The sequence below is a fragment of the Serratia sp. BNK-10 genome, from assembly GCF_047456065.1.
GTDB lineage: Bacteria > Pseudomonadota > Gammaproteobacteria > Enterobacterales > Enterobacteriaceae > Serratia > Serratia ureilytica.
Genome location: NZ_CP179894.1, coordinates 296,525 through 320,268 on the forward strand (window position 1 = coordinate 296,525; position 23,744 = coordinate 320,268).

Annotated in this window: 22 protein-coding genes; 12 read left to right on the forward strand and 10 right to left on the reverse strand. The window is 63.7% G+C overall.

The genetic code is table 11. From position 1 onward, the window contains the following. Positions 1–268 precede the first annotated feature (268 nt). The 5 genes from ACMGG9_RS01410 to ACMGG9_RS01430 are packed head-to-tail and all read left to right on the forward strand — an operon-like array spanning position 269 to position 5,644. On the forward strand, positions 269–676 hold the full coding sequence (locus ACMGG9_RS01410) for an ExbD/TolR family protein (RefSeq protein ID WP_004933244.1): 408 nt from the start codon (positions 269–271) through the stop codon (positions 674–676). A gap of 1 nt (position 677) precedes the next feature. Beyond that, positions 678–1,421, forward strand: coding sequence for a TonB N-terminal domain-containing protein (locus ACMGG9_RS01415; RefSeq protein ID WP_342175096.1), 744 nt, complete (start codon positions 678–680; stop codon positions 1,419–1,421). Positions 1,422–1,460: 39 nt separating this feature from the next. Continuing rightward, a complete protein-coding gene (locus ACMGG9_RS01420; RefSeq protein WP_033651386.1) occupies positions 1,461–3,704 on the forward strand; it encodes a TonB-dependent receptor family protein in 2,244 nt (747 codons plus the stop codon). A gap of 46 nt (positions 3,705–3,750) precedes the next feature. Beyond that, positions 3,751–4,401: a MotA/TolQ/ExbB proton channel family protein gene (locus tag ACMGG9_RS01425; protein ID WP_016929215.1), complete on the forward strand. Its 651-nt coding sequence runs from the start codon at positions 3,751–3,753 to the stop codon at positions 4,399–4,401. Continuing rightward, positions 4,394–5,644, forward strand: coding sequence for a phospholipase D-like domain-containing protein (locus tag ACMGG9_RS01430; protein WP_414161866.1), 1,251 nt, complete (start codon positions 4,394–4,396; stop codon positions 5,642–5,644). The genes ACMGG9_RS01425 and ACMGG9_RS01430 overlap by 8 nt, the downstream gene beginning before the upstream one ends. Before the next feature lie 34 nt (positions 5,645–5,678). Here ACMGG9_RS01430 and ACMGG9_RS01435 read toward each other — a convergent pair whose 3' ends face one another. From ACMGG9_RS01435 to ACMGG9_RS01450, 4 genes are all read right to left on the reverse strand, one after another. Continuing rightward, positions 5,679–6,788 (reverse strand): P1 family peptidase, encoded by a 1,110-nt coding sequence (locus tag ACMGG9_RS01435; protein ID WP_089192538.1) that lies wholly within the window; start codon positions 6,786–6,788, stop codon positions 5,679–5,681. Positions 6,789–6,790: 2 nt separating this feature from the next. Continuing rightward, complete coding sequence (locus ACMGG9_RS01440) at positions 6,791–8,167, reverse strand: APC family permease (protein WP_414161867.1); 1,377 nt, start codon at positions 8,165–8,167, stop codon at positions 6,791–6,793. A 125-nt stretch (positions 8,168–8,292) separates the two neighbouring features. Beyond that, positions 8,293–9,801: a CoA-acylating methylmalonate-semialdehyde dehydrogenase gene (locus ACMGG9_RS01445; RefSeq protein WP_042783620.1), complete on the reverse strand. Its 1,509-nt coding sequence runs from the start codon at positions 9,799–9,801 to the stop codon at positions 8,293–8,295. 10 nt (positions 9,802–9,811) lie between these two features. Further along, entirely contained in the window at positions 9,812–11,152 is a 1,341-nt protein-coding gene (locus tag ACMGG9_RS01450) for an aspartate aminotransferase family protein (protein WP_033641748.1), read from the reverse strand. Between the two features lie 135 nt (positions 11,153–11,287). Here ACMGG9_RS01450 and ACMGG9_RS01455 point away from each other — a divergent pair, with 135 nt between their 5' ends. Then, positions 11,288–12,217 carry a LysR family transcriptional regulator gene (locus ACMGG9_RS01455; RefSeq protein ID WP_033651382.1) on the forward strand — a complete coding sequence of 310 codons (930 nt, stop codon included), beginning with the start codon at positions 11,288–11,290 and terminating at the stop codon, positions 12,215–12,217. Between the two features lie 135 nt (positions 12,218–12,352). Here ACMGG9_RS01455 and ACMGG9_RS01460 read toward each other — a convergent pair whose 3' ends face one another. Then, positions 12,353–13,480, reverse strand: coding sequence for an iron-containing alcohol dehydrogenase (locus tag ACMGG9_RS01460; RefSeq protein WP_308383131.1), 1,128 nt, complete (start codon positions 13,478–13,480; stop codon positions 12,353–12,355). Between the two features lie 229 nt (positions 13,481–13,709). Here ACMGG9_RS01460 and ACMGG9_RS01465 point away from each other — a divergent pair, with 229 nt between their 5' ends. The 3 genes from ACMGG9_RS01465 (at position 13,710) to ACMGG9_RS01475 (ending at position 16,255) form a co-directional block, all read left to right on the forward strand. After that, positions 13,710–14,468 carry a helix-turn-helix transcriptional regulator gene (locus ACMGG9_RS01465; protein ID WP_089192541.1) on the forward strand — a complete coding sequence of 253 codons (759 nt, stop codon included), beginning with the start codon at positions 13,710–13,712 and terminating at the stop codon, positions 14,466–14,468. Positions 14,469–14,569: 101 nt separating this feature from the next. Beyond that, complete coding sequence (locus tag ACMGG9_RS01470) at positions 14,570–15,871, forward strand: NAD(P)/FAD-dependent oxidoreductase (protein WP_414161868.1); 1,302 nt, start codon at positions 14,570–14,572, stop codon at positions 15,869–15,871. A gap of 18 nt (positions 15,872–15,889) precedes the next feature. Beyond that, positions 15,890–16,255, forward strand: a complete 366-nt coding sequence (locus tag ACMGG9_RS01475) for a cupin domain-containing protein (RefSeq protein WP_015376517.1) — start codon at positions 15,890–15,892, stop codon at positions 16,253–16,255. Between the two features lie 46 nt (positions 16,256–16,301). On the opposite strand, the gene ACMGG9_RS01480 is transcribed toward ACMGG9_RS01475, so the two are convergent. The 5 genes from ACMGG9_RS01480 to ACMGG9_RS01500 form a co-directional block, all read right to left on the reverse strand. Further along, positions 16,302–17,108, reverse strand: coding sequence for an alpha/beta fold hydrolase (locus ACMGG9_RS01480; RefSeq protein ID WP_197666610.1), 807 nt, complete (start codon positions 17,106–17,108; stop codon positions 16,302–16,304). 95 nt (positions 17,109–17,203) lie between these two features. Next, positions 17,204–18,316 (reverse strand): class II histone deacetylase, encoded by a 1,113-nt coding sequence (locus ACMGG9_RS01485; protein ID WP_414161869.1) that lies wholly within the window; start codon positions 18,314–18,316, stop codon positions 17,204–17,206. After that, complete coding sequence (locus ACMGG9_RS01490) at positions 18,313–19,500, reverse strand: MFS transporter (protein WP_414161870.1); 1,188 nt, start codon at positions 19,498–19,500, stop codon at positions 18,313–18,315. The genes ACMGG9_RS01485 and ACMGG9_RS01490 overlap by 4 nt, the downstream gene beginning before the upstream one ends. Positions 19,501–19,640: 140 nt before the next feature. Next, positions 19,641–20,288 (reverse strand): helix-turn-helix transcriptional regulator, encoded by a 648-nt coding sequence (locus tag ACMGG9_RS01495; RefSeq protein WP_033651375.1) that lies wholly within the window; start codon positions 20,286–20,288, stop codon positions 19,641–19,643. A gap of 328 nt (positions 20,289–20,616) precedes the next feature. Beyond that, complete coding sequence (locus ACMGG9_RS01500; protein WP_033651374.1) at positions 20,617–20,814, reverse strand: hypothetical protein; 198 nt, start codon at positions 20,812–20,814, stop codon at positions 20,617–20,619. 96 nt (positions 20,815–20,910) lie between these two features. On the opposite strand from ACMGG9_RS01500, the gene ACMGG9_RS01505 reads away from it, so the two are divergent. Genes ACMGG9_RS01505 through ACMGG9_RS01515 form a run of 3 tightly spaced genes read left to right on the forward strand, consistent with a single transcriptional unit; the run spans position 20,911 to position 23,744 of the window. After that, the gene (locus ACMGG9_RS01505) at positions 20,911–22,404 is read left to right on the forward strand and encodes an APC family permease (RefSeq protein WP_042783631.1); all 1,494 of its coding nucleotides are present in this window, start codon (positions 20,911–20,913) and stop codon (positions 22,402–22,404) included. Further along, positions 22,379–22,969: a DUF3156 family protein gene (locus tag ACMGG9_RS01510; protein WP_042783632.1), complete on the forward strand. Its 591-nt coding sequence runs from the start codon at positions 22,379–22,381 to the stop codon at positions 22,967–22,969. Before ACMGG9_RS01505 ends, ACMGG9_RS01510 begins: the two co-directional genes overlap by 26 nt. Next, positions 22,962–23,744, forward strand: coding sequence for an SDR family NAD(P)-dependent oxidoreductase (locus tag ACMGG9_RS01515; RefSeq protein ID WP_046688188.1), 783 nt, complete (start codon positions 22,962–22,964; stop codon positions 23,742–23,744). Before ACMGG9_RS01510 ends, ACMGG9_RS01515 begins: the two co-directional genes overlap by 8 nt.

Sequence of the window (23,744 nt, forward strand, 5' to 3'; positions counted from 1 at the left end):
AAGGTGAGAGGCAAAGCCGTCGCCGGTTGGCGCAGCTTGTCACTATTTTCACATTTATTGTCTCGTCATCCGCGCGGCGTTAGGCCCACATTGCAATTATTCCGATAAAAACTATCGCTAATTAATGGGTTATATAGCCCTTGCCATCGTTAGTTATTGAAAAAATTCTCGCAAAAAATCCGCACTGTGAAAATAAGATCACACAAGCGTAACAAAAGGTAAACAAACCCCTCCTATATTGGCTGCTTCGCTTTTGTGAGGGAGTGTCATGCGTAACTGGAACGAACCGAAAAAGAACAAAGCGCACATCGAACTGATCCCGATGATCGACGTGATGATGTTTTTATTGGTGTTTTTCGTCTTGATCAGCCTGAACGTCATTCCGGCGCTCGGGTTGAAAACGCAGCTGCCGTCCGCCGGCAGCGCGCAACAGCTGAAACCGCAGAAGAAAGCGATTATCACGCTGGGGGCCGACGAACAGCTGCAGCTGGATGGCCAGCCGATCGCGCTCGACGCGTTGGTCAACACGCTGAAGCAACAGCAGCAGGCCAACCAGACCACCACCATCATCGTCAACAGCGACAAAGGCGTGGCGGTCGAGCGGCTGGTGGCGGTCATGGATAACCTGCGCCAGGGCGGTTTCTTCTCCGTCTCCATCGCGACACGGAAGCTGTGACATGTATCTGCTCTATCGCTCACGTCATCTTTTCAGCTGGTTGCCGGCGCTGATTGTCGCCGGCTGCCTGCTGTTCGCCAGCCAGCAGGCGGCGCTGAAGATCCAGCCGCGCTACGACGAAACCGCCATCGAACTGGCGCTGGTGGAGCCTGAACCGGCGCCTGAACCTCAACCGCAAACGCCGCCGGACCCCCAGCCCGAACCGCCGCCCGAGCCGGAGCCGATCCCCGAACCGGTGGTGCCGGCGCCGGAACCGATCGTGGAAGCCAAGCCGGTGCCGAAACCGCAACCGAAGCCCAAACCCAAGCCGGTGAAAGAGAAAGCCAAACCGGTGGAAAAGCCTAAACCGACGCCGGCGCCCGCCGCGCCGCGCGCGCTGGTCAGCAAACCGGCGGCGCAACCCGCCCCGGCCGCCCCGGCGGCGCCGAAGGTGAATGCGCAGGCGATTGAAAACGGCTATCTGCTGGCCTTGCGCCGCGAACTGGAACAGCGCAAGCGCTACCCGACCGGCCGTCAGGCCTCCCTCGAGCGCCCGCAGGGCAACGTCGAGGTATGGCTGGAGGTCGATCGCAGCGGGCGGGTGGTCTCTTCCGGCATCGCCAACAAAGCCGCCAGCATGCTGCTGAATCGCGCGGCGATGAGCAGCCTGCAAAGCATCAGTTCAGTAACGCCTTTCCCGAGCGACGCGTTCGCCGGGCAAACAACCAAAAGATTTACCGCGACGTTCAATTATCAGGCGCCTTAGCGCAAGGGTTAATCGTTTGATTTTTAAGGGATGCACACCATGAAATCGTTCAATCGTTCTGGGATCTATCTGGCGGTGATGTCGGCGATGCTGCCGGGCGCCGCGCTGGCGGCCGACGGCACCGACGTCGGCACCATCAGCGTCAAGGGGCAGTCGCTCGGTGGCGGCATGATGGTGCAGGACGACAGCGCCAAAGCGCGCTCCACCGTCACCAAAGAGGCGATGGATAAAATGCCGTCGGCGGCCAACGCCATCGACAAGCTGAAGTTCACGCCGGGCCTCAACGTCAACAGCAATGACGCCAGCGGCCTGAGCGGCGTGGACTACACCATGCGCGGCATGAACTCGGATCAGATCGGCCTGTCGATGGACGGCATCCCGATCAACGACTCCGGCAACTACGCGGTATACCCGAACCTGCTGGGCGATGCGGAGAACCTGGAGGAGGTGTTCGTCACCCAGGGCTCTTCCGAAGCGGACGGCCCGCATATCGGCTCCAGCGGCGGCAACATCGGCCTGGTAACGCGCCGCCCGGCGAAAGACTTCGGCGGTTTCGTCAAGCAAACGCTGGGCAGCAACAGCCTGAGCAAAACCTTCGCCCGCCTGGACACCGGCGAGTACAACGGCTTCAGCAACTGGCTCTCCTATTCGCACACCGAGGCGAAGAAGTGGCGCGGCGAGGGGCGGCTGTACTCCGACAAGTTCGAGATGAACTCGCTGTACGAAGACGGCAACGGCAACAGCAGCAATCTGGTGATGAAGTACAACCGCCAGAACAACACCAACTACAACACTCTGAGCAAGGCGCAGTTCCAAAACGACGGCCGCGACACCGACTATGCCACCACGCCGGAGTACAACAGCCGCGGACAGTTGAACAAGTATTACAAGCTCGAGCGCAACCCGTTCGAGAACTTCACGCTGTCGTTCACCCAGAAGCTGCAGCTGCGCGACAACCTGTCGCTGACCCTGCAACCGTATTACTACTGGGGCAACGGCGGCAGCTTCAACGGTCAAACCGCGTCGGTATTGTCCAGCACGTCGGACAGGGCAGGGCAGTACGATCTCAGCAACCTGAAATCCAACACCTACTACCGCCCGTCGTGGACGCAGACCTGGCGGCCGGGCATCACCACCAAGCTAAAGTGGGACATCAACGATCAGCACAGTCTGGATATCGGTTACTGGTATGAGCGCGCGCGCCAGCTGCAGACCCAGCCGTTCATCAGCATCAAGGGCGACGGCAACCCGTCGCAGATTTGGGGGCCGCCGGGCGGTTCCGATCAGGTGAAGGACGCCAACGGCAACACCGTTCAGGGGCGCAACCAGTACACCATCACCCCGGCGCAGAAGGTGTGGCTGCAGGATACCTGGTTCGCCACGCCGGACTGGACCTTCGTCGGCGGCCTGGCCTATCAGTACGTGGAACGTAAAGGGGACAATCGCGGCAGCTTGTACAACGCGCCGGAGAAACGCAAAGCCACCTATCATGAATTCCTGCCGAACTTCAGCGCCAGCTATAAGGTGAACCAGGAAAACCAGGTGTTCTACAACCTGACGCGCAACATGCGCACGCCGCCGAACTACGTGCTGTACAACGTCGGCGATTCGCTCAGCACCAAGCCGGAGCTGAGCTGGAACCACGAGCTGGGCTGGCGCTTCCAACAGGAAGACATGCTGCTGAGCGCCACGCTGTTCTACATGCGCTACAGCGATCGCCAGATCTCCACCACCAACGCGGCCGGCGACTACGAGATGATGAACATCGGCAACGTAGAGAACAAAGGGCTGGAGCTGGAGTGGAGCGGCCAACTGCCGCATAACTTCAATTACTACACGTCCTATACCTATACCCAATCGAAGCAGAAGAGCGACATCGTCAGCAACGGCGGGTTGCCGCTGCCGACCTCCGGCAAAGAGGTGCCGAACGTACCGAAAAACCTGCTGAACATGACGCTGGGTTATGACGACGGCCTGTACTACGGCAGCGTCAGCGGCAAGTACGTCAGCGCGTTCTATGGCGATCTGACCAACGACGAGAAGATCGGCGGGCGCACGGTGTTCGATCTGGCGGCGGGGGTGCATCTGCCGGTGGACAAGAAAATCGTCAAAAGCGCCGCGCTGCGTTTTGGCATCAGCAACCTGTTTGACAAGGAATACCTGACTTCGGTGCGCACCACCACCTTCAACGCGGCGCCCTACGGCGGCGTGAAGGCCAGCACCCCGTATTACAACGTCGGCGAAGAACGCACCTTCAGCGTCTCGCTGGAAGCCACCTTTTAACTGAATGCCCCGCCGTCTGCCCGGCGGTGGGGAAGAGGAACCCTGTATGGACGCCAATCTGTTGCACGACATTATTTTCTACGTGATGTACGCCGCGCTGGCGATCGCGCTGGTGATCATCATCGAACGCACGCTGTACTTCGCCTACACCCAGCGTCAGGCGCGCCGGCTGGAGCAGGCGCTGACGCCGGAGGTGCGCCGAGCGGCCGATCTGCCCGACGCGCTGACGCAGCGCAACAGCCTGCCGATGGCGGTGATCGCGCCGGTATTGGCGCAGAAGCACCGCGCCGGCGACCGTGAGGCGATCGGCGATCTGATCGACGCCCAGTACCTGCTGAGCAAGCCGCCGATGGCGCGCGGCCTGTGGCTGCTGGAAACCGTGGTCACCGCCGCGCCGTTGCTGGGGTTGCTGGGCACGGTGATGGGGATCATCGAAACCTTCAAGGCGCTGGCCGCCTCGGGGGTGTCCGAGCCGAGTCTGGTGTCGGCCGGCATGGGCACCGCGCTGTACGCCACCGGGCTGGGCATCGCCATCGCGCTGCTGTGCCTGGTGGCCAACAATTTCCTGCAGAGCCGCATGGAGCGCATCAACGAACTGCTGAAGGTGCTGCTGATCCGCGCCGGTCAACCGGCCAGCCGTCCGGAGAGCGGCAGCGGCGAACAATGGGTTGACAGCGGAGCGCCGCGCTATGCCTAATGGCCATCCAGCACGGCGGCCGAGAGGCCGCCTTTATACGGCATTGTGGAGCGGTTGTTTGTTGATGTTGAGCCAGAGCGCTGCGGCGCGTTTTGCTATTCCCGGTTACGAGCTGGTGTACACCGCGCCGGTGGAAACCGCGCTGCAGGCCGACGACCTGCGCAACACCGCCGAGGTATGGCGCGAGATGTTCGACGCGGCGAAAACCCGCATCGATCTGGGGCAGTTCTACGTGGCGAATCAGGACGGTTCGCTGCTGGACGGCGTGCTGCAGCACCTGAAGGCTGCCGGTGAGCGCGGGGTGAAAATCCGCTTTTTGCTGGAAGAGAAGGGCATTCGCCTCTCCACCGCCGAGACGCTGGAACGGCTGAAGGCGATCCCCAATCTGGAGCTGCGCATCATCCCATACCAGAAGCTGAGCGGCGGCATTCTGCATGCCAAGTATCTGCTGGTGGACGGCGAGCAGGCGTTCGTCGGCAGCCAGAACTTCGACTGGCGCGCGCTGGAACATATTCACGAAACCGGGCTGCGCATCAGCGACGCCAGGGTGGTAGGGCAGATCCAGGCGATCTTCGAACAGGACTGGCGGGCGCAGGCGCTGCTGGCGCAGGATAAGCCGGTGCCGACGCTGCCCGATTCGCCGCCGACGGTGCCCCCGCAGGGCAACTATCTGGTGGCCAGCCCGCGCGCCTACAACCCGGCGGGCGTGCTCGATTCGCAGGCCGAGCTGCCGCGTCTGCTGGCCGACGCCAAACGGCGGGTGCGGGTGCAGGTAATGGATTACGCGCCGCTGTCGTTTGGCCCGGAACGCAGTCGCCCCTTCTATGCGGTCATCGACAACGCGCTGCGCGGCGCGGCGGCGCGCGGCGTGCAGATCGAGTTGATGGTAGCCAACTGGAACACCAAAAAGCCGGATATCGCCTGGCTGAAGAGCCTGGCGCTGGTGCCGAACGTGCAGATCAAGGTGGTGACCATTCCGCCGGCCAGCAGCGGCTTCATCCCGTTTGCCCGGGTGATCCACAGCAAGCTGATGACCATCGACGATGAGATTGCCTGGGTGGGCACCAGCAACTGGACCGGCGGCTATCTGGACAACTCGCGCAATCTGGAGTTGGTGCTGCACAGCACGGCGATGAGCGGGCGGTTGGACAGGCTGTACCAACAGCTGTGGGACAGCGTCTACGCCGAGCCGTTGAAGCTGGATTACGATTACCCGACGCCCAAGCCGGGCGGCGAATCCTGATAATCAGGGCGCATTAACCCGCGCCCCGCGTTGTTTACCGCCGCCAGCCGGCCTTCTCCAGCGCCGTCACCAGCTGTTCGGCGCTCAACCCTTCCGCCCGATGGCCGTTGCCGCTGACGGTATTGGCCGCCAGCAGCGCATTGACGATCGCCTCTTCCACCGCTTCCGCCGCCGCGGCGAACAGCGCCGAAATGTAGTCGTTGTTCACCATGCGCAGCGGCGTGGTGAAATCGCCTTTATTGGCGTAGTCGGCGGGCGGCAGGCCGTCGTTGCCGGTGGCGAAGGCGATAAAGATATCGCCGCTCGAATCCTCGGTGCCGCCGCCGGTGCGGGCGATGCCGATGCTGGCGCGCTGCGCCAGCCGCGCGCACTGGTGCGGCAGCAGCGGCGCGTCGGTCGCCAGCGCCACCACGATGGAGCCCATGCCGGGATGCGGCAACTGCGGCGTGAACGGCGAGGGGATATGCCCCAGGTGGCGGCCCACCGGGTAACCGCCGACCAGCAGCGACTCGCGCTTGCCGTGGTTGGCCTGCACGATGGCGCCCACCGTCCAGCCGCCTTGATCGGCGGGCAAGCGGCGCGATGCGGTGCCGCTGCCGCCCTTGAATTCATGACAGATCATGCCGCTGCCGCCGCCGACCGCGCCTTCCTGCGGCAAGCCGCCTCGGGCCGCCTGCTGCGCCTGGCGTACGTGCTCGGCCTTGACGTGAAAGCCGTTGATGTCGTTGAGCAGGCCATCGAAGGTTTCCATCACCACCGGCATATTCCAGTACACCGCGTTGTCGCTCGCGGGCAGCGTTGCACGCTCCAGCGCGATCAGCGCATCGCGCACTACCCCCACGCTGTGGGTGTTGGTGAAGGCGATCGGGCTGGTCAACAGGCCCGCTTCTCGCACCCATTCCAGGCCGGTGGCGTCGCCGTTGCCGTTCAGCACGTGCACGCCGGCGAAGCAGGGCGCGTGGCGAGCGGAGCCGGGGCGCGGTTCGATCACCGTCACGCCGGTGCGCACGCTGCGCCCGTCCGCCAAGTCGGCATGAAGGCTGGCATGGCCGACGCGCACGCCGGGCACGTCGGTGATGGCGTTCAGCGGGCCGGGCGTGCCCTGGCCGATGGTGATGCCCAGATCCTGAGCGCGCTGCGTCATGGTTATTCTCCTTCTATTGAGGGGGTGGCGAGGGGCGCCGTCTGGCGGCCGCGCAAGTGGTTCAGCGCCAGCCCGAAGCCGATGATGCCGGCAATGATAATAAAGTCTTTCAGGCTGCTGGCGATCAAAATCGTCCACAGCACGTACAGGCAGCACAGCAGCGCCGCCGCCACCGGCAGCGGCCACAGCGGCATCAGGTACGGGTGATGGAAGTGGCGTCGACGGCGACTGATCAGCGCCGCCACCGCCATGATGATGTACACCAGCAGCAGCAGGATCACGGTGAATGAGGTCAGCGATTCGAGGTCGGAGCAAAACGCCAGCAGCGCCGAGGGGACGCCGAACAGCAGGGTGGCGATCCAGGGGGTGCCGAAGCGCGGGTGGATGATTTTCAGCGCGCGGTTGAACGTCGGCAGCCAGAAGCCGTCGCGCCCGCTGGCGAACATCATGCGGCTGAACTGCGCCACGATGGCGATGATGGCGTTGAATACCGACAGATAGATCGCGCCGCTCACCACCCGCGCCAGCGTCGGGCCGCCGAGCTGGGTGACCACATAACCGACCGGATCGGCCTGTTTGACCATCTCCGCCAGCGACGGCGAGCCGATCAGCAGGGCGGTGAACGGCACCAGTTCCACCAGCACCACGATGACCAGCGTCAGCATGATCGCGACCGCCATCGGTTTGCCCTGCTCGCGCATATCTTCCGCCATGTACACCGCCGCGCCGTAGCCGTTGTAGGAGAACAGCGCGACCCCGACCATGGCGACGATCAGCGGCAGCGAAACCGGCGCCAGGCTGCCCTGCGCGTCCAGCATCACCGGCGCGGTGAGGATCTCCGCGCTTTGATGCGGATGGCTGAAACCGAGCCAGGCGATCAGCGCCAGGACCGCCACTTCCACCACCAGAAAGGCGCCGGTCAGCAGGGCGTTGGCCTTGATGTTGAAAATGGCGCAGGCGCCGCCGATCAGCACGGTGATCATGCCGGCGGTGGAGGCGTCGAATGAGGTGCCCAGCGCGGTATTCAGATAGGGCACGGCGCCGGTGGCCAGCACCGCCGGCACGAACAGCGCGGCGCTGAGAATAAACAGATAGGTCTGCAACCCGCACAGGGTGCCGAACAGGCGTTTGATAATGCTGTATTCGCCGCCGGCGCTGGGGTGCGCGGCGCCGAGCTCGGCATAGCACAGCGCGATGGTGGCGGCGACGCAGGCGGCGATCAGAAACGACAGAAAGGCGCCGCTGCCGGCGCTGGCGATCGCCAGCGGCGCGATGACGAAGATAGAGCTGGCCGGCGTCACGCCGGAAGCGGTAATCATCACCACGTCGAGGACGCTGAGATTGCCTTTGAAAGTGTGTTCAGGGGCGGACTCTTTCATGGTTAACGACTCCATTAACGTGTGAGTGAGTAATTGTTTTGCTGCACAGGCTGTACGCAGAAATCAAATGGAGCGCGCTAAATGCCGGGGAGCGTTGCTCCCCGGAAGTTTATTGTTCTTATGTGTTACCCCTGCCCCGACGGGAAGCTGAAGCTGGCGCGCCGGGCATCACCGGAGGCCGGCCAGCGCTGGGTAATGGTCTTGCGTTTGGTGTAGAACCTGACGGCGTCCGGGCCGTAGGCGTGCAGATCGCCGAACAGCGAGCGCTTCCAGCCGCCGAACGAGTGGTAGGCCACCGGCACCGGCAGCGCCACGTTGATCCCCACCATGCCGACCTGAATGCGGCTGGAGAAGTGGCGCGCCGCTTCGCCGTCGCGGGTGAACAGGCAGGTGCCGTTGCCGTATTCATGGGCGTCGATCAAGGCCATCGCCTCCTGCAGCGACGCCGCGCGCACCACGCCGAGCACCGGGCCGAAGATCTCCTCCTGATAGATGCGCATGCCGGGCGTCACGCGGTCGAACAGCGTCGGGCCAAGGAAATACCCCTGGCTGGGGCGGCCGTCGGCGTCCGTCACGCGCAGTTCGCGGCCGTCCACCAGCAGCTCGGCGCCTTCGGCCACGCCCTGATCGATATAGCCTTTCACCTTCTGATAATGCTGTTGAGTCACCAGCGGCCCCATGTCGTTGCGGTTGTCGCTGCCGGGGCCGACGCGCATGGCGGCCATCTGTTGCCGCAGCCCGGCGATCAGCGCGTCGGCGGTGCCGTCGCCCACCGCGACCACCAGCGGGATGGCCATGCAGCGCTGGCCGCAGGAGCCGAACGCCGCGCCCATCAGCGCGCCGACCGCGCCGGGGATATCGGCGTCCGGCAGCACCACCGCGTGGTTTTTGGCGCCGCCCAGCGCCTGCACCCGTTTGTTCTGGCCGCAACCGGTGTGATAGATGTGTTCTGCGACCGGCGTCGAACCGACGAAGCTTATCGCCTTCACGCGTCCGTCATGCAGCAGCGTCTCCACCGCTTCGCGATCGCCGTTGACCACGTTGAGCACCCCCGGCGGCAGCCCGGCCTCCGCCGCCAGCCGCGCGATATACAGCGCGGCGGAAGGGACGCGCTCGGAAGGTTTCAGCACGAAGGTATTGCCGCAGGCGACCGCCATCGGCCACATCCACAGCGGCACCATCGCCGGGAAGTTGAACGGGGTGATGCCCGCCACCACCCCGAGCGGTTGAAACTCGCTCCAGCTGTCGATGCCCGGGCCCGCCTCTTTGCTGTGTTCGCCTTTCAGCAGTTCCGGCACATAGCCGGCGTATTCGATATTCTCGATGCCGCGCTGCAGTTCGCCCAGGGCGTCGCTGAGCACTTTGCCGTGCTCGGCGGTGATCAGTTGGCAGATGGCGTCGGCGTGCTGCTCCAGCAGATCCTTGAGCTTCATCATGATACGCGCGCGCTTCAGCGGCGGCGTGTCGCGCCAGGCGGGATAAGCCTGCTCGGCGGCGGCGATGGCGCGCTCCACCGTGGCGCGATCGGCCAGCAGCACCTCCTGCGCCGATTGGCCGGTGGCCGGGTCGTAAACCGGCTGGCTGCGTTCGCCGCCAGCGGCGGGTTCGCCGTTGATCCAATGGGTAATGGTCATGGTTCGCTCCTTATTCGGTGGCGTTGAGGGCATCGCCGACGGCGTTGATCAGCGCATCGATCTGCGCTTCGCTGCTGATGAACGGCGGCGCCAGTTGCAGGGTGTCGCCGCCGTAGCGCACGTAAAACCCGCTTTCCCAGCAGCGCATCGCCGCTTCGAAGGGCCGCCGCGCCGGTTCGCCGGGCCGCGCCGCCAGCGTGATGCCGGCTGCCAGGCCGATATTGCGAATGTCGGCGACGTGTTTGGCCCCCTGCAGGCTGTGCACCGCGCGCTCGAAATAGGGCGCCAGCGCCTGTACGCGCTCCACCATCTGTTCGCGCTGCAGGATGTCCAGCGTCGCCAGCGCCACCGCGCAGCTGACCGGATGGGCGGAGTAGGTGTAACCGTGTGGGAATTCGAGCTGGTAGTCCGGCTCGCCGCCGTTCATGAAGGTTTGGTAGATCTCCGGCCGCACCACCACGGCGCCCATCGGCTGCGCGCCGTTGGTCACCTGTTTGGCGATGTTCATGATGTCCGGCGTGACGCCGAACGCCTCGGCGCCGGTCATCGCGCCGCAGCGGCCGAAGGCGGTGATCACTTCGTCGAAGATCAGCAGAATGTCATGCTGGGTACAGATCTCGCGCAGGCGCTGCAGATAGCCGACCGGCGGCACGATCACCCCGGCGGAGCCGGAGAACGGTTCGACGATCACCGCGGCGATCGTCGAGGCGTCGCGCAGCGCGATGATGCGGTTGAGCTCTTCCGCCAGCTCCGCCCCCTGTTGCGGCATGCCGCGCGAAAAGGCGTTGCCGGCCAGCAGGGTGTGCGGCAGATGGTCCGCCTCGGCGCCGGCGCCGAACGCCTTGCGGTTGCCGGCGATGCCGCCGACCGAGATGCCGCCGAAGTTAACGCCGTGGTAGCCCTTTTCCCGGCCGATAAAGCAGGTTTTGCCCGCCTGGCCTTTGGCGCGCCAGTAAGCGCGCGCCATTTTCAGCGAGGTGTCCGCCGCTTCCGAGCCGGAGCCGGTGAAGAACACATAATCCAGCCCCGCCGGCGTCAGCGCCTTGATTTTGTTGGCCAGCTCGAACGACAGCGGGTGGCCGAACTGAAACGCCGGCGAGTAATCCAGCGTCGCCAACTGGCGCTGGGCGGCGTCGGTGATTTCCTGCCGGCCGTGCCCCAATCCGCAGCACCACAATCCGGACAGGCCGTCGAAAATCTTTCTGCCGTCGTGGCTGGTGTAATACGCCCCTGCGGCCTGAGTAATGATGCGCGGCTGCGCTTTAAAATTGCGGTTGCCGGTAAAAGGCATCCAATGGGCTTCTAACCCTTCGGCATCGAGACGATTAAGCGAATAATTTTCAGCGGCCATGTTTTCCTCCGGGCAGGAAAATAAGAGCGATTAATTAAATAAAATGAGTTGTTAACGAATTGTTGTGCGAAATTGACTATGTACCGCTTGTTCTCTACTGTGAATAATCATATGTCGAAACTTACTTAAGGTTTTATGCAAGTAAAAAAGCGCGCGTTGCTGGGACAATTGTCGGATATGGATCTGCGTTTGCTGCGGGTATTCAAGGCCGTGGTCGACTGCGGCGGCATGAGCGCCGCCGAACTGGAGCTGAATATCAGCCTGTCGACCATCAGCAAGCACATCAAGGATCTGGAGCAGCGGCTGGGCCTGACGCTGTGCCAGCGCGGGCGCGAGGGCTTTGCGGTCACCGACGAGGGACTGATTATCTACCAGGAAACCGTCAACCTGCTGGCGGCCACCGAGGCGTTCCGGCGCGGGGTGGATGAGGTGCACCAGCGCATGGGCGGGCAGTTGCACGTGGCGATATTCGACCATACGGTCAGCAATCCGCAGGCGCAGATCGGCCGGGCCATCGCGTTATTCAGCGAGCGCGCGCCGGAGGTTTCTTTGCAAATGTACGTGGAGCCGATTAATACCATTGAACGTGGCGTTATTGACGGGCAATTTCAGGTTGGCGTTATTCCCATGCACCGCAGCGCGGAAAGTTTATCTTATCATTCGTTATTCAGTGAGAGGATGTTCTTATATTGCGGTGCGCAGCATGAATTATTTTCCGCCCGCCATGAAACATTAAATTGGGATCTGCTGCACAATTATGCTTTCGCCGGATTGGGCTACCATTCGCCGAATATGGAACTGAGCCTGCAGCAACATTTGCATCGCAAGGCGACGGGGTTCGCGCAAGAGTCGATCGCCACGCTGATCCTGTCCGGCAAATACGTCGGCTTTTTGCCGGATCACTACGCGGCGTTTTTTGTGGCGCAGAACCTGATGCGGGCGATCAAACCGGCGCTGTTTCGCTATCACTGCGAGTACTCCAGCGTGCTGCGCCGCTCGCCGGTGCCGCAACGGGTGGTGAAGCTGTTCCATGAGTGCCTGCTGGCGGCCCACGGAACAGCGTGACGCTTACTGCTCTTTCTTCTTGCCGAAGATTCTGATCAGCGCGCCGACCAGGATGCCGACCGCGATGCCGGCGAAGATCCAGCCGATGATGCCCATTTCCTTAACTCCTGCTAGTGCGTTGATCTGATTATATAATCATTCGACGCGAAACGCCTCTTCGATCATCCGTTGCCGCTGCGCCGGCGCATAGTCGATCCAGGAATTCTTGCTGTTGGATTTCTCCAGCGCCACCGCCAGCTCCTGGCCGGAAATCGGCAAATCGTCCTGCCAGAACGGCGCGATGGCGTGGCGGGTGATGAAATCGCTCAGGTAGCTCTCCGGGCTGCCCTGCCAGTGCGGGTACAGTCTGGCGGCCAGCTCGGCCATCAGCGCGCGCTGCTGCGGCTGTTCGCTGCTTTCCAACAGGGCGAGGAACGGCAGCAGCAGGCGACCGCACACCTGCCCGTGGTGGTAATCGCGCAGCGCGCCGATCTCGCCGGCGATGCCGTGAATGACCCCCAGCCCGGCGGCGCTCAGCGTCAGCCCGCCGAGGTAGGAAGCCTGCATGATTGCCTCGCGCGCCGCGTCGCTGCGGTTAAGCGCCGGCCAGGCGGCGAGGAAGTGGCGGATGCCGCTCAGCGACATATCGCGCGTCATGGCGCCGGCGGTTTTCGACAGATAGGCCTCGAACAGGTGGGTGAAGGCGTCGATGGCGCAGTAGGCCAGCACCTTGTCCGGGGCGCCCGCCAGCAGCTGCGGATCGAGAATGGCGGTGTGCGGCACGAAGTTGTTATGGCGCAGCGAGGCTTTCACCTTGCTGACCTGGGTATCGGTGATCACCGCGTTCTGCGTCACCTCGCTGCCGGTGCCGGCGGTGGTGGGAATGGCGATCAGCGGCAGGGTGGCGCCGCTGATTTTGCTGTCGCCCACCTTTTCCATATAGCGCAGCGTTGGCAGCGGGTGCTCAACCAGCGCGGAGAACGCTTTGGCGGCGTCCAGCACGCTGCCGCCGCCGATGGCCACCACGCGCCGCGCCTGGCCGCGCCAGCGCGCCACCCAGGCGTCGATTTCCTGCGGCGACGCCTCGTGGCTGACGATTTCGGTGCCGATGAGCAGCGGCGCCAGCGCTTCGCGCAGGCCGGCGTACACCGGGCCGTTGAGAAAAGAGCGGCAGCTGAACAGCAGCGTCGGCTGCGGGTCGGCAAGCAGCAGCGGCGGCAGCTGCTGGATGCTGCCGTGGCCGAACCAGGTCTGGCGGTTGGCGATGATGTGGCTGACGGACATGAGGTCTCCTTGACGGCGTTGCAGGTCGCGATGCCACAGCATAAGCCAGCGGGCGCGGAGCGGCCACCGCTTTCCCCGCCGCGGCAACCTGTGAGTTGTTTAACATGTAAACGATCGCGCTCTTGCATTTCGGCGCTGCGGATGCTTTTTTTAACAGTACCGGCCGTCGTGCGGCCAACCCCATCCGAAATCGGTAGATTGTTAATGTGTTAATAATGGCGAGGCGGGTATGGAAATTCAGGTTGAACGCTTGTCTGCGGTGATCGATGCGGTGGCCAGCCCACGCTTTTATCCCAGCCTGTTGAACTGGCTGGAAGGGTTTTTCGCCTTCGACAACGCCATCGTCTATGCCTTCGAACGCGGCCGGCCGCCGCGCTGCCTGATTAAAACCGAGCGCGAAAACAGCGACGCGATCAATCAGCTCTACCAGCAGGGCGCCTACCTGCAGGATCCGTTTTACCGCGCGCTGAACGACGGCGGCGAAGGCGAGGTGCTCACGCTGCGCCAGCTGGCGCCCTGCGGGTTTTATCACAGCGACTATTACCGTAATTTTTATCGCAAGACCGGCTGGCACGACGAGGCCGGCGTGCTGCTGCAGCTGACGCCGGAGCGCGGGCTGGGCGTCTTTTTCGGTTCGGCGCGCCGCACGGTGGCGGTGCGTTACCCGCAGCGGGCGGATCTGCGCAGCGCGTTGACGCTGGTGAAAAGCGTGGCGCGGCTGCACGGCGAAGTGGTGGCGGCGCCGGCCGAGGCCGCGACGGTGAACGATGACGGCGCCCAGGCGCGCTATCTGCTGACGCCGCGCGAGCGCGAGATTGTCGATCTGATCCTCGCCGGCTGCGGTTCGCAGCAGATCGCCGACCGGCTGTTCATCAGCCTCGGCACGGTAAAAAACCACCGCAAGAACATCTACGGCAAGCTGAACATCGGTTCGCAGGCCGAACTGTTCAGCCTGCTGCTGGCCGCCCCGCAGCGGCGCAGCGCGTGAATGTTAATTTTTTGTAGCGAATGTCCCTAAGGGGACATAGCGGACGATCCCACTGCTCCCGATAATCCGATGTCATGGCATAGGCAATCGGGAGTGCGGCAGTGAACAACGAAATCGAGTCCTTAACCTACTACGCGGCGACCAAAAAATACGATCTGCGCTTCCCGACGCTGGAAGAGGATCTGGACGTTGACGTGGTGATCATCGGCGGCGGCTTCTCCGGCATCAACACCGCGCTGGAGCTGGCGGAGAAGGGCATCACCAACATCGTCATTCTCGAGGGCCGCTATCTGGGCTACGGCGGCACCGGGCGCAACGGCGGCCAGGTGATGGCCGGCATCGGCCACGATCTGGAGAAGATCAAACGCCACGTCGGCCCGTCCGGGCTGGAAACCATCTTCAAGATCAGCAACCTCGGCGCCGGCATTATCCGCGAGCGCATCAAGAAATATGACATCGACGCCGACTTCTGCTTCGGTTACGGCTACCTCGGCAGCAATGCGCGCCAGGAGAAGACCCTGCGCGGCTGGCTGAAGGAGTTCAGGGCGGTGGCGCCGCAGGAGGAAATTGAGCTCTACACCGGGGCAGAAGTGAAGCAGGTGGTGGGCTCCGACGCCTACACCTGCGCGCTGAAACACATGGGCGGCGGCCACGTGCATTCGCTTAACCTGTTGCTGGGCGAGGCCAAGGCGCTGAGCGGCTACGGGGTGAAAATCTTCGAGAACAGCAGCGTGCTCAACGTGGAGTATGGCCCGCGCATCACGGTGCGCACCGCCATGGGCTCGGTGCGCGCCAACAAGATGCTGTGGGCCTGCAACGGCTTTCTCAACGGCATGGAGCCGCAGATCTACCGCAAGACCATCAATACCTACGCCTTCCAACTGGCCACCGAGCCGCTGTCTGACGATCTGATCCGTCAGATCAGCCCGATCCGCGGCGCCTACAGCGACATTCGCCCGGTGATCGACTATTACCGGGTGACCAACGAGAATCGGCTGCTGTTCGGCAGCGCCACCCGCCTGATCGAATATTTCCCGTCGGATCTCAAGGCCTGGAACCGCAACCTGATGCTGAAGGTGTTCCCGTACCTGAAAGACGTGAAGATCGATCTGGCCTGGGGCGGCCCGCTGTGCTGCAGCGCCAACCTGTTCCCGCAGATCGGCACGCTGCCGGATCGCGACAACGTGTTTTACGTGCAGGGCTACTCCGGCTTCGGCGTGACGCCGAGCCACATCGTGTGCAAGGTGCTGGCGGAGGGCATGAGCGAAGGATCCGATCGTTACGATCTGATGAGCTCGATCCCGCACGTCAACATCTTCGGCAAAGACAAGCTGCGGCGGGTGATGACCACCGCCGGCAAGGTTTGGCACCAGACATCCGGCTACTGGAAAGGCCGCCGTTAACCCTCAGAGGAGAATCACATGAAACCGTTACTGCTTAAACAACCGCTGCCGGAACTGCTGGAGATCGGCAGCGTCAGCAACCTGGGCGCCACGGTGATCGCCGGCACGCCAAACGTCGGCGTGGCCAGCATCTTCGGCGAACCGACCGACAACCTGAACTGCGGCGTGTTCAGCTGCACCCGCGGCAGCTTCGTGATGGAGTACCCGTTCGCCGAGCACGCCACGGTGTGGGAAGGCAGCGCCACCCTGACCAACGAACGCACCGGCGAATCGGTGCAGTATCAGGCCGGCGATTCCTGGTTCGTCGAGAAGGGCACCCCGGTGCGCTGGGACATCACCTCGGATCGCTTCGTCAAACACTACCTCGCCATCGTCGAGGGCTGACGCCGTCATGCCCCCCTCAGCAGGCTGAATGCCGAGGGGGAGCGCCTTAACCTAACGCCCGCGCAATAAAGTCGGTTACCCGCTTGAGGATCTGATCCTTATTGGTTTCGTTAAAGCTCTCGTGCCGCCCGCCTGCATTGATCAGCTGTTCGAAGTCGTCGCCCCGCAGACGGTCGAGCGCGGTTTGCGTTTCACTCATCAGCACCAGCCGATCGTCGTCGCCGTGGATCCACAGCGTGGGCAGCGCGCCGAAGCCCGGCCCGGCGTTGATGGCGGCGAGCATCCGCTGCATGGCGCGCAGGGTGGGGCGCTTGAACGGCCCGTGCCACACCAGCGGATCCTCCTGATAGGCCGCGCCGACCGCCGGATCGCGCGCCAGGGTGGCGGTATCCAGCGGCGCGTCGGGGATCGTCGGCAGTTCGGCCAGATCGGAAATCGCCGTTCTGTCGCCGAGCAGCGGGCCGGACAGCACCAGCGCGCGCACCTCCTCGCCATGGCGCTGCACGTAGCGGGTGGCGATCATGCCGCCCATCGAGTGGCCGATCACCACCAGCGGCAAGGTGGGATATTGCTGCCGGAAATGGCTGACCACGCGCTGCACGTCGTCGACCACGGCGTCATAATCATCGATCAGCACGCGTTCGCCCTGCGACAGACCGTGGCCGAGATGGTCGGGGCCGAACACCCGCGCGCCCTGCGCCTGCAGCGTGCGCGCCACGTATTGATAGCGGCCGAGGTGCTCGCCGTAGCCGTGCACCAGCAACGCCAGATAGCGCGGCTTGTCGTTTCCCCAGTCGTGCACGGCGATATCGCCATGACGGCCTTTGATAAAGCTGACGGTTTGTTCGGACATGTTATTGTTCTCATGGTGGTAGGGTTGCCCTTCAGCGTAGCGGCTGGCGGCGAGGTTGTCAGGGGCGCCGGGTGCGGCGCCCGCAGAGAGGGGGATTACAGGCCGAACTGGCGCGCCAACGCGTCGAGCGCTTCGCGCTGGAAGCGGTTGAACGCGTCGCGCGGCTGCTGTTGCTGGATGAACGCCAGCAGCGGATCCTGCACTTCCGTGCGCACGCCGCTCAGCTGTTCCATCACCGCCAGCCCGCAGAACGGCACGTAGGATTCGGCGTAGCCGCCTTCATGCACCATCACCAGTTTGCCGCCGCACAGCCGATCGGCGGCCTCCTGCACCAGCGCGGTCATGGCGCGGAAGCTGTCGCTGTGCAGCTGCATGCGCGCCAGCGGATCGAGCGCGTTGGCGTCGTAACCGCAGGCGACGATGATCATTTCCGGCTCGAATTTTTCCAGCGCCGGGATGATGATGCGCCGCATGGCGTGCAGGTAGCCGTCGTCGCCGGCGCCGGCCAGCATCGGCACGTTGACGTTGCAGCCCGCCCCGGCGCCTTCACCGCGATCCTGTTCGCCGGAATAGCCCGCCGGGAAGCAGCCGTCCTGATGCAGCGACAGCGTCAGCACGTCGCCGCGCCGCCAATAGATGTGCTGGGTGCCGTTGCCGTGGTGCACGTCCCAGTCGAGCACCGCCACTTTTCCGAGGCCGTAACGGGCCTTGGCGCGCTCGATGGCGATCGGGATATTGGCCAGGAAGCAGAAGCCCATCGATTGATCCGGCAGGCAGTGGTGGCCCGGCGGGCGCGACAGCGCATAGGCATTATCCAGCTCTCCCTGCAGCACCGCCTCCACCGCCGCACAGGCCAGCCCGACGGAGAGTTTGGCGATTTCATAGCTGCCCGGCCCCAGCGGCGCCTCTTCCCCCAGCAGGCCGCCGCCGCTGTCGCTCACCTGTTTGAAGCGCTGCAGGTAGTGGGCGGGGTGGATGCGCAGCAGGTCTTCTTCCGTCGCCGGTTCGGCGCTCAGCAGGGTGAGCTGGCGCGACAGGCCGGACACGTCCATCAGGTTCTTCATGCGCCGTTTGGTTTCCGGCGATTCGGCATGGCCGGCGCCCGAGGGCGGTTGCACCCAGCCGCCGACCGGCAGGGTGGTGGCGTGCAGGCCGGTGCTGTGCCAGAAACAGCGTTCATCAAACAAGAAACCGGTTGTTCTTTTCACCTTTCTCCTCCTGTTATACGGCGCGGTGCGCGCGGTGAAGCCAGCGAAATCAACAGCAGCGACAGCAGCGCGCAGCCCAGCGCGCCGAACAGCAAGGCGTTGAAACCGCCGGAAGATTCGATCAGATAGCCGGCCAGCGTCGGGCCGATGGCCATGCCGCCGCCGATCACCAGGTTGATGCCGTTCATCAGCTTGCCGTCGTTATCCAACCCGGCGACCCGCGCCAGAATGAACGGCAGCACGAAGGTCCAGGTGAATTTGAACAGCAGGGCCGCCAGGGCGAAGCGCAGCAGCAAGGGTTGACCCGCCAGCAGCGCCACGCTGGCCAGCAGCAGGGCGTAACCGAGCGCGATCGGGCGCCCGCCGCCGAAGCGCGCGCCGATCAACGCTGCGGCGCCGGCGCCGACGATGCCGAGCAAGGTGGCGACGGCCAGCACCTGGCCGCTGTGGGTCGGCGACAGCCCGGCGCCGGCGGCGATGCCGCCGATAAAGGTCCAGACCGCGCTCAGGCTGATGTAAAAGGTCAGCACCGCCAGCACGGCGCACAGCTTGCGCGCCAGCGAGGCGGCGGGGCCGCTGCGGGCGGTGCGGGCGGCGGTGAAACCGTTGGGGAACGCCGGGATGAGCGGCAGGCAGCACAGCATGATGGCGGCCAAAATCAGGTAGACCGCCATCAGGCCGAAGTGCGCAAACAGCGGTGGCAGCACCAGCAGCCCGACCGCACCCAGCACCAGCTGGCCGAGCACCCAGAAGGCATAGACGCGGCTGGGATTGGCGGTGCCGGCAGCGCAGGTGATGCACAGGATCATCAGGGTGCCGCCCGCCAGCGAGGCGATGAAGCGCAGCGGCAGCAGCAGGGTGAAATCCTGCACCAGCGCCGAAGCCAGGTTGCCGGCGATAAACACCAGCGCCGACAGCGTAGCGACCCGCCGCCAGTTGATGCGCCCGATCCACCACCACGCCGGCAGCGTGGCCAGGCTCATGGCGCCGAGTTCGGTGGAGAACAGATGGCCGATCTGCGCCGGGCCGAGCTGCCACTGAGTAGTGAGCTGGGCGGCCACGGCGGGGGCGGTCATCAGAATGCCCGGCGCGATGGCGGCGAAGACGATAATGGCGGTCAGCAGCCGCGGCGGGCAGGGGAGCGCCGCGCCGGCGGCGGGTGCGGAAACCGAATCACTGGACATAAACCTTATTCCCCAAGCGTTGAGTGACGATGAAATATCCCGCCCGGCCCGATTGCGGGCAGGGGGGAGCCGCGCCATAAATGGCGAATACGTTTTGGCATTATTTTCCGGCCGTCGGCAGCGGCGGCCGTTATCGGGCGTTAACCGTGGGCGAGAAAGCCGCCGGCGACCAGTTCGGTGCGGTTCACCACGTCGGTTTTGGCGAAAATGTTGCGCATATGGGTTTTCACCGTGGACAGCGAAATGCCCAGCTTCAGGGCGATGCGCTTATTGCTGGCGCCTTCGCGCACCAGGTTGACGATCTCTTGTTCCTTGGCGGTCAGCAGCTGCGCCTCGCTGTCGGGCAGCAGATCGCGCGTCGCCAGCTCGATCAGCGGCAGCACCGCGCGCAGGCGGCCGCGCTCCAATTCGGTAAACGGCGTATCGCGGATCAACGACACCCCGGCGACGATGCGTTTGCGTTGGCGAATGAAAATCTCCGTCATGTCGCGCATGTCGTTCGGCAGCATAAAGTCGTGGTAATAGCGGCGGTTGTCGGCGATCGCCGCCGGGCTCATGCCGACCATGGTGATGTCTTGCCGATGGAAGTTGGCTGGCTGCAGCGGGTCTATTTGCTGGAAGTGGTTCAGGTATTGCTGATGCGTTTTATCGGGCATGCCGTGCAGGATGTAGTGATCCGGCCGCAGGTCGCGATCGACCAGATAAAACACTCCGGCGGACACCGGGATCAGGTGCGTGATGGTCGCCAAACAACTGTTGATAAAGGCATCGGATGCTGTGCTGTGCATGATTCGTATTCCTCCCTTTATCGTTCAATCTGGAGAATGTTGGCGGTCAATATATGAACGATACAAGCATAGTTGTAGCAATTTGGCAACACAATAAAAACATATTAACAACGTGAGGCCGATTGCAATAAAACACAGAAATAACAAGATGACACTGCGTTAATCAGGGCTTTTTTGTTCGGATTTATCGCGATTTTCATTAATAGGTTAATGAAATAATTCGACGTTTTTCCCGCTGAATTTACAGCGCTTTTCAACGCCTGCCCGGGGGAGGCCATCGCCGCTGCGCGCGTGCTACAGCCGACGTCGCTTCCGCTGCCCCTCGTTCTTAAGAACGATAGCCAGGCTTTTCCGCCGCTTCCTGTATTGCGCATTGAAGATAGCGCCAGTCGGCGCCAAACGTATAAGACGAAAAAATGATGACCTTGCTTGGGCTGAGCCGATCCGCTTCATGCTGAGCGAGCGCGCCGCCGTGAGCGCGGCCGCAGGTTGAAACCGTCTCGTCCTTAAGGACGATAGTCAGCATTTTCCTTTCCTCTCTATAGTGAGATGACCGCCGCTGGCGGTGAAAAACCTGCAAGCACCTGCATGCATCAGGCCAAAACTATAAGAGGAAATAACCATGAACCTGTCGTCGCGGTTGCACGCCCACCTGGCTCGAGGCAAGGTCGGCTTTCCCACCACCCTGGCCAGTTCGGTCGGGGTGATCATGGCCAGCCCGGTGATCCTGACCGTCACCAGCGGCTTTGGCATCGGCGGCGACACCTTCGCGCTGGCGATGCTGATCGCTTTCGTCATGATGCAGGCGCAGCTCACCACCTTCTCCGAAGCGGCGGCGCTGCTGCCGACCTCTGGTTCCGTTTACGACTATATTTCCTGCGGCATGGGGCGCTTTTTCGCCATCACCGGCGCGCTGTCGGCCTACCTGATCGTGCATATCTTCGCCGGCACCGCCGAGACCATTCTCTCCGGCATTATGGCGCTGGTGAACTTCGAACACCTCAACACCCTGATGGAAAGCCACAACGCCTCCTGGATGGTCGGCGTCGGGCTGGTTGTCGTGTTCGGCATGCTCAACGCGTTCGGCATCGAGGCCTTCGGCAAGGCGGAGATCGTGCTGACCTTCGCCATGTGGAGCACGCTGGTGATTTTTGGCATCGTCGGGCTGCTGTCGCCGCATGCGGTGCCGCTCGAAGGCTGGTTCGGCAGCACGTTGAACCTGAACGATCCCTTCGCGGTGTTCAGCCTGATCGGCATGGCGATGTTCATGTTCGTCGGCTGCGAGCTGGTGACGCCGATGGCGCCGGAGATCAAACGCTGCGATCGGGTGATCCCGCGCGCGATGGCGCTCGGGCTGTGCGGCGTGGCGGTATGCATGGCGCTGTACGGCGCGGCGCTCAGCCACCAGGTGGAAAACGTGGTGATCGACGCCGCCAGCGGCACGCGTCTGCTGGAAACGCCGATGGCCATCCCGGCGTTCGCCGGCCAGGTGATGGGCCAGTTCGGCAAATACTGGCTGGGCGTCGGCCTGCTGCTGGCGGGCGCGGCAACCATCAACACGCTGATGGCGGCGGTGCCGCGCATTCTGTACGGCATGGCGCTGGACGGCGCGCTGCCGCGCATGTTCGCTTATCTGCACCCGCGCTTTAAGACGCCGGTGGTCGGCATTCTGGTGGCGGTCCTGATCCCCTGCGTACATGCCTTCGCCATTCAGGGCAACCTCGACAAGATCATTCCGCTGGTGCTGGCGGCGGTGTGCGCCTGGGGCGTGGCCTACCTGCTGGTGACCTGCTCGGTGGTGCTGCTGCGCCTGCGCCGCCCCGATCTGCCGCGCGCCTATAAATCGCCGTGGTTCCCGCTGCCGCAGATCGTCTCCAGCGTCGGCATCGTGCTGGCCATCGTTTACATCACGCCGCCGGGGATGAATCCGCGCGACGTCTACATTCCCTTCGGCTGGATGATCGGCCTGACCGCCGCCTATGCGCTGTTCTGGACGCTGTGCGTGCAGAAAGTGAATCCGTTCAAGCCGGTGCCGGTCGAGCGGGTGCTGGAGAACGCGTTCGCCAAGGGCGAAAACGAGGAGGCGCAGTTTGATCGGCTTACTTCCCTCACTTAATCGCGCCTGGCGGCGAGCGCCGTCGGGCTATCGGCCGGGCGCCGCGCTGGACCGTCTGGCGCGCAACCTGGAACCCTACGCGTGCGAACGCCTGGCGCCGAGCCTGCTGCGGCTGACGCTGCCGCAGGGGCCGCAGATCGAGGTCAGCGAACAGGTGCAGGGGCTGTTTATGGCGCATATCGTCAGCCACCGCTTTCGGTTGCAGGGCACGTGCACAGCGCAGCCTCCGCTGACGCTGGACGTGGTGACCGGCGGCTGGCTGCGGCGGCGCGGAGTGCGCTATCTGCTGCGCCAGCGCCATGCGGCCGCGCAGCGGCTGTTGGACGGCCTGCTGCGCTACCCGCAGATCGGCGAGACGCTGGCGCAGCTGGATTTTCGCCGCGTGCGGCTGACGGTGAACGACGGGCGCTGGCAGGCGGATATCGAGCATTTCGCCGCCTCGGAGGTGGTCAGCCGCGTGCCGGCCGGCCGCCGCTATCTGCGGCTGGATGCCGAACAGCGGCGGTTGCTGTTGAGCAGCCTGCTGATGATCGGCCAACTGATGGAGAAGCTGAATCATGAATAGAGTGGTTGTGATTACCGGCGGCGGCACCGGCGTTGGCGCCGCCTGCGCCCGTTTGCTGGCGGCGCAGGGCGATCGGGTGTTCATCATCGGCCGCCGCCCGGAACCGTTGGCGGCGCTGGCGCAAGAGATCGGCGCGCAGGCGCTGGTGGGCGACGCCGCCAGCGGCGAGAGCTGGGCCCACACGCTGCTGCCGGCGATTCTGCGCGACGCCGGGCGCATCGACTGCCTGATCGGCAGCGCCGGCGGCATGGGCTTCAAGCGCATTACCGAGATGAGCGACGCGCAGTGGCAAGGGGCGATGGACAGCAACCTCAACAGCGCTTTCGCCAGCGCGCGCGCCTGCCTGCCGGAGCTGATTAAAAGCGGCGGCAACCTGCTGTTCGTGGCCTCTATCGCTTCGCTGGCCGCCGGGCCGGAGGTCTGCGGCTACGTCACCGCCAAGCACGCGCTGATCGGCCTGATGCGCTCCATCGCCCGCGACTATGGCCCGCTGGGCGTGCGCGCCAACGCGGTGTGCCCGGGCTGGGTGACCACGCCGATGGCGGACGAAGAGATGCAGCTGTTGATGGACGCCCATCAGATTTCGCTGGAGCAGGCTTACCAGATGGTCTGCCGCGACGTGCCGCTGCGCCGGCCGGCCAGCGCCGAGGAGATCGCCCGCGTCTGCCGTTTCCTCTGTTCCAGCGAAGCCTCAATCATTACCGGCGCGACGCTGGTGGCCGACGGCGGCTCCACTATTGTCGATGTGCCGACCCTGGCTTTCACTTCCCTGTAA

What these genes read in the sequence shown, in the direction of transcription:
- ACMGG9_RS01480 (WP_197666610.1), bottom strand. Translation starts at nt 17,108, where the DNA reads ATGTCCGAACAAACCGTCAGCTTTATCAAAGGCCGTCATGGCGATATC.
- ACMGG9_RS01410 (WP_004933244.1), top strand. Translation starts at nt 269, where the DNA reads ATGCGTAACTGGAACGAACCGAAAAAGAACAAAGCGCACATCGAACTG.
- ACMGG9_RS01445 (WP_042783620.1), bottom strand. Translation starts at nt 9,801, where the DNA reads ATGACCATTACCCATTGGATCAACGGCGAACCCGCCGCTGGCGGCGAA.
- ACMGG9_RS01440 (WP_414161867.1), bottom strand. Translation starts at nt 8,167, where the DNA reads ATGAAAGAGTCCGCCCCTGAACACACTTTCAAAGGCAATCTCAGCGTC.
- ACMGG9_RS01495 (WP_033651375.1), bottom strand. Translation starts at nt 20,288, where the DNA reads ATGCACAGCACAGCATCCGATGCCTTTATCAACAGTTGTTTGGCGACC.
- ACMGG9_RS01460 (WP_308383131.1), bottom strand. Translation starts at nt 13,480, where the DNA reads ATGTCCGTCAGCCACATCATCGCCAACCGCCAGACCTGGTTCGGCCAC.
- ACMGG9_RS01515 (WP_046688188.1), top strand. Translation starts at nt 22,962, where the DNA reads ATGAATAGAGTGGTTGTGATTACCGGCGGCGGCACCGGCGTTGGCGCC.
- ACMGG9_RS01435 (WP_089192538.1), bottom strand. Translation starts at nt 6,788, where the DNA reads ATGACGCAGCGCGCTCAGGATCTGGGCATCACCATCGGCCAGGGCACG.
- ACMGG9_RS01415 (WP_342175096.1), top strand. Translation starts at nt 678, where the DNA reads ATGTATCTGCTCTATCGCTCACGTCATCTTTTCAGCTGGTTGCCGGCG.
- ACMGG9_RS01430 (WP_414161866.1), top strand. Translation starts at nt 4,394, where the DNA reads ATGCCTAATGGCCATCCAGCACGGCGGCCGAGAGGCCGCCTTTATACG.
- ACMGG9_RS01500 (WP_033651374.1), bottom strand. Translation starts at nt 20,814, where the DNA reads ATGCTGACTATCGTCCTTAAGGACGAGACGGTTTCAACCTGCGGCCGC.
- ACMGG9_RS01475 (WP_015376517.1), top strand. Translation starts at nt 15,890, where the DNA reads ATGAAACCGTTACTGCTTAAACAACCGCTGCCGGAACTGCTGGAGATC.
- ACMGG9_RS01505 (WP_042783631.1), top strand. Translation starts at nt 20,911, where the DNA reads ATGAACCTGTCGTCGCGGTTGCACGCCCACCTGGCTCGAGGCAAGGTC.
- ACMGG9_RS01420 (WP_033651386.1), top strand. Translation starts at nt 1,461, where the DNA reads ATGAAATCGTTCAATCGTTCTGGGATCTATCTGGCGGTGATGTCGGCG.
- ACMGG9_RS01490 (WP_414161870.1), bottom strand. Translation starts at nt 19,500, where the DNA reads ATGTCCAGTGATTCGGTTTCCGCACCCGCCGCCGGCGCGGCGCTCCCC.
- ACMGG9_RS01425 (WP_016929215.1), top strand. Translation starts at nt 3,751, where the DNA reads ATGGACGCCAATCTGTTGCACGACATTATTTTCTACGTGATGTACGCC.
- ACMGG9_RS01465 (WP_089192541.1), top strand. Translation starts at nt 13,710, where the DNA reads ATGGAAATTCAGGTTGAACGCTTGTCTGCGGTGATCGATGCGGTGGCC.
- ACMGG9_RS01450 (WP_033641748.1), bottom strand. Translation starts at nt 11,152, where the DNA reads ATGGCCGCTGAAAATTATTCGCTTAATCGTCTCGATGCCGAAGGGTTA.
- ACMGG9_RS01455 (WP_033651382.1), top strand. Translation starts at nt 11,288, where the DNA reads ATGCAAGTAAAAAAGCGCGCGTTGCTGGGACAATTGTCGGATATGGAT.